Consider the following 4,441-nt stretch of genomic DNA (forward strand, 5'->3'; position numbering starts at 1 on the left):
GGCCCCGGATTATGCGAGTAGCGCGCACGATGTCGCGCGGCCGTGCTGCGGTGGTCCGAGGTCGTGGCCATCATCGGACGTTGTACTCGCATAGCGCACACGATGTCGCACCGTCCGTTCATCTGGTGACCAACTCGAGTGGTCGCCGCGCAGTGTCCGGCGGGTCGGGGCGGTCGGGTGGGTCGGGCATGGCGGGGAGGTGGTGCAGCCGGTTGCGGCGTGGTGTCTGGGTGGGGTCGATCCAGGGTGGGGGCAGGAACTCCGGTAAGCCGTCGACGATGCGGGCCTGCCAGCCGTGGTGGTGGATGGTGCGGTGGTGGTGCCCGCACAGCAGCACCAGGTTGGTGATGGCGGTGGGTCCGCCGTCGGCCCAGTGGTGGATGTGGTGTCCGTCGCACCAGGCGGCGGGTCGGTCGCAGCCGGGGAACGCACAGCCCCGGTCCCGGGCCACCAGGGCGCGGCGGATGCCGACCGGGATGGTGTGACTGGCCCGGCCGACGTCCAGGGGTTGGCCGGCGCCGCCGAGCAGCACGGGGATGAGTTGGGCGTCGCAGGCGATGCGGCGGGCGGTCGCGGCGGTGACCGGCCCGCCCCAGCCCAGCTCGGCGGTGCCCAGCTGCTTTTGGAGACTTTCCCAGTCGAGGGTGATCGTGACCTGCGGCCGTTGCCCACCCGTCTCGGGGAGGTCTCCGGCGGTGAGAGCCCGGCGGGCCAACTCGATCAGCCCGTCGGCCTGCCGCCGGGCCGGGGAACGCGGATCCGGCCCTTCTGCGGTGGACGGTGCCGGGCCGGTGAACGGGTCCAGCGCGGTGCGCAGCACCGCCGCCCCCTCCGCATCCAGGCGGCCGCGGATCATCGTCATGCCGTCCTGGTCCCGGCTCAGCGACAGTTCCCGGGCCCGGACGGCGTCCTCGTCATCGAGCGCGGCGCCGTCCGGGTCCAGGGTGGCGACCATCCGGCGGGCGATCTTCCCCAGCGTGGTCGTATCGACGTCGCGGGCTTGGGCGGCCAGGAACGCTTCCGCGTGTTCGCGGGTGCGAGTGTCGACCCGGGCGGGGAGGCGGCGGATCGTCTCGCAGATCAACCGGGCCTGACCCGCCTCGATCGACCCCTCCGCCAACGCCGCCCCCGTCACCGGCAACGCCGCGGGCACCGTTTCTCCGGACGGGCCGACCCGGTCCAACAGCTTCTCCGCCGCCGTCACCCGCCACCCCGCCTCACCCGCGGAAATGTTCAACAGCTGCCGCAGCAACGCCGCCGTCGACGCCGCCCCACGAGCCGTGGCCAGCCGGCGGTCGTCGACTTCGGCGACCAGCCGCAACGACGCCGCCGACAACCTGCGTGCCGCCGTCTCCAGCACCTGCTGCAGGTCGAGCAGCTCCTCATCCCCGCACCGCCACAACGCGGAACCCGCGAGCCCGTCGACCGCCGCAGTCAGAGACCTGACCGCGTCCCACACCGGGTGTCCACCGGGACCCGAACTGCTGACCATGACCACACCATAAACCGACCCACCGACAATTCCCCGAGCCCGGAAACCCCTGCCACACAAGAACTTTCCGTCACCCTACGACAGCGTGCCGTGGCACCTAGGTGGAGCGTCCGAGCCACGTCCCCACCACTCGGCTCATGCCGGTTTCTTCCGGCTCGAAGCCGAGGGTCGAATAGAACTTCTGCATGTCAGGCGTGAAGATCGCGACGTGTTGGCCGGGAACGGTGGCGACGAGCCGCTCCACCACCTCTCGACCGATCCCCCGACGACGATGTGCCGACGCGGTCCAGACGTCGACCAGATACGCGTTGCATACGCCGTCGCTGAGGATGCGGCCGTTGGCGACGTATTCGCCGTCGCAGCGGCCGAAGGCGACGGCGTGAGAGTTTTCGTGCGAGCGCCGGTACTCCTCCGGCGTACGCCCGTTGTCGAATTGGTCCGCGGCAAGCGCCGCCTTGAGCGCCGCCCAGTCGACGTCGTCGATCCGCTCGGACAGGATGATTTCGGCCACGGCTCACCGTCTCATCCCGGTCAAGCCTCACCCCTCCTGGGTGATCCATCCGCGCCGTAGGACGGGGAGCCTGGCAGAGACGGTCGCGCGCGAATGCGACCGCGGGGAAGGACGACCATGACCACCGACACCACACGGCCGCGCCCGGGGGCGGCACCGGACCCGGGGGCGGCACCGGACCCGCGGCTCGAGGCCAGTGCGCTCACCCTTCGCTCGATGGGTACGCCGAACTCGGTGAAGCGCGAGTTCGACTTCTGGGACGACCGGTACGAGGCCCGTCGGCTCTTTTCCGAACTCCTCGGCACCTTCTTCCTGGTGCTCGTGGCGGTCGGCGGCGGCATGGTCAGTGCCCGCTTCGGCGGCAGCGCGGTTCCCTATACGGCGCTGGTCGTGGCACCCGCGCTGATGGTGACCGCGATCATCCTGTTCATGGGAGCGGTTTCCGGAGCACACCTCAACCCCGGAGTCAGCATCGCGTTCGCCCTTCGAGGCGACTTCCCGTGGAAGCGCGTTCCGGCCTACCTCGTCGCCCAATTCGTGGGGGCCATCTTGGCCACCCTTGTGCTGCGCGCGCTGATCGGCAAGCAGGGCGCGGCGGGCCTCACCCTTCCAGGGCACGGCATCTCCACCGGTACGGCGCTGGTGTGGGAAATCATCCTGACCGCCGGCCTCGTGAGCACCATCCTCGGCACCGCGTCCGGCGCCCAGCAGGTGGGGCCCATCGCCGCTGTCGGTGTCGGCAGCTACATAGCGCTCGCCGGGCTGTGGGGGTCGCCGGTCAGTGGTGCCTCGATGAACACCGCCCGTTCGCTGGGACCGGCGCTCGTCCTCGGCGACTGGACGTCCTGGTGGGCCTATCTGGTCGGACCGATCGCGGGCGCATTAGTCGCCGTCGTCTTCGCGAACTTCCTCCGCGGGGCCGGCGGCGGGCAGAGTGGAGAGGCCGCGGCGCAGGGGACGTTGTCGCGGTGGTTCCCCAGCCCGACCAACGGCAAGAAGGCCGGCAACGGCAAGAAGGCCGATCCGGCGCCCCCAACCCCGCCGGCCGCGTCGACCCCGGATTCCTAGGGGGTCAGATCAGCGACGGCACCACACCTGGAAGATACGAGGGTCTCCGACGATGGTGTCCGGATCCTCGGTGAAGCGGGCCAGGCTCGCGAGAGCCGCACTGATCACGTCCGGAGTTGCAAGCCTCGCCTCGAGGAGGGAATCGGCGGTCGCCTCGAGGGTCGAAAACGCCAACGTCTTACCTTCCCCGGCGGCGTAGACGCTTTGCACCAGGTTCAGCTCCGGCCGGGAGATTCCCGCGGCGCCGAAGTACCCGTACAGCTTGCGGCCGATCGCAGGATCGCCGCCGTTGAGAGCGAGCACGCGCCGGTAGTTGTCCGCGTAGAAGTCGAACGCGTCGTTCGGCGGATGGCAGAAGAGGCCGTCGAAATCCGCGTCTTCGACGACCAGGGCACCACCCGGTCGCAGCGCCGCCCACATGCGGCGTAGCAGGTCGACCGGATCTTGCAGGTGCTGGAGCAGGAAGCGGCTGTAGACCATGTCGTAGGCGTCCCGCTCGTGCCAGGCGCTCACGTCCGACGAACGGAATTCGACCTGGGTCAGGCCGAGACCCGCCGCAGCGCTGCGGGCGAGCTCGAGCTTCGTCGCATCCATGTCGATCCCGGTCACGTGTCCGTCCGGGCCGGTCCGACGGGCGATTTCGAAGGTGACATCGCCGCTGCCGCAGCCGAGGTCGAGACAGCGCCAGCCGGGGGTGATGCCCACCCGGTCGAAGAGGTCCCGCGTGTCGGGCATCCGTGCCCGGGCGAGCAACTGAAGCCGCTCGTATCCCCGCTTTCCGCCGCGAATGACGTACCGCTCCACGGGTCGAGGTTACGGCGAGGCCCGCCTCGACACGCCGTAAGTCGCTGCGGACCGGTCGCGGACAACGGAGGATGGGCCGATGCGATGTGTGGTCTTCGGCGCGACGGGTTACATCGGCGGCCGCCTCGTGCCGGACCTGCTCGACGCGGGTCACCAGGTGCGGGTTGTCGCGCGTCACCTGGACAAGCTTTCGGGCGTGCCCTGGCGCGACCGCGTCGAAGAGGTGTCCGCCGACGTCCTCGATCCGGCCGCCGTCGCGACGGCGGTCGACGGGCAGGACGTCGTGTACTTCCTCGTGCATTCGCTGACGCAGCGGGACTTCGCCGACATCGACCGCCGTGCTGCGCGGACCGTGGCCGACGCCGCGGCCGCTGCGGGGGTTTCCCGGATCGTCTATCTGGGCGGCCTGCATCCGGCCGGGGTGGAGCTCTCGGCGCACCTCGCGTCGCGCACCGAGGTGGGACAGATCCTGCTCGACGGCGAGGTACCGACCGTCGTACTGCAGGCGGCGGTGATCATCGGATCGGGGTCGGCCAGCTTCGAGATGCTGCGGTATCTGACCGAAC

5 protein-coding genes are annotated in these 4,441 nt (G+C 70.1%); 2 read left to right on the plus strand and 3 right to left on the minus strand.

The features are described 5' to 3' along the window. Window positions 1-118: 118 nt before the first annotated feature. Both VGH85_00680 and VGH85_00685 read right to left on the minus strand, forming a co-directional pair. Window positions 119-1,492 carry a DUF222 domain-containing protein gene (locus VGH85_00680; protein ID HEY2172306.1) on the minus strand — a complete coding sequence of 458 codons (1,374 nt, stop codon included), beginning with the start codon at window positions 1,490-1,492 and terminating at the stop codon, window positions 119-121. A 97-nt stretch (window positions 1,493-1,589) separates the two neighbouring features. Beyond that, window positions 1,590-2,003 carry a GNAT family N-acetyltransferase gene (locus tag VGH85_00685; GenBank protein HEY2172307.1) on the minus strand — a complete coding sequence of 138 codons (414 nt, stop codon included), beginning with the start codon at window positions 2,001-2,003 and terminating at the stop codon, window positions 1,590-1,592. 117 nt (window positions 2,004-2,120) lie between these two features. Here VGH85_00685 and VGH85_00690 point away from each other — a divergent pair, with 117 nt between their 5' ends. Further along, entirely contained in the window at window positions 2,121-3,071 is a 951-nt protein-coding gene (locus VGH85_00690) for an aquaporin (GenBank protein HEY2172308.1), read from the plus strand. A gap of 9 nt (window positions 3,072-3,080) precedes the next feature. On the opposite strand, the gene VGH85_00695 is transcribed toward VGH85_00690, so the two are convergent. Continuing rightward, complete coding sequence (locus VGH85_00695; GenBank protein ID HEY2172309.1) at window positions 3,081-3,875, minus strand: methyltransferase domain-containing protein; 795 nt, start codon at window positions 3,873-3,875, stop codon at window positions 3,081-3,083. A 79-nt stretch (window positions 3,876-3,954) separates the two neighbouring features. On the opposite strand from VGH85_00695, the gene VGH85_00700 reads away from it, so the two are divergent. Then, window positions 3,955-4,441 (plus strand): NAD(P)H-binding protein (locus VGH85_00700; protein HEY2172310.1); only part of this gene is annotated, 487 nt, incomplete at its 3' end.

The sequence above is a fragment of the Mycobacteriales bacterium genome (genome assembly GCA_036497565.1).
Taxonomy (GTDB): domain Bacteria; phylum Actinomycetota; class Actinomycetes; order Mycobacteriales; family QHCD01; genus DASXJE01.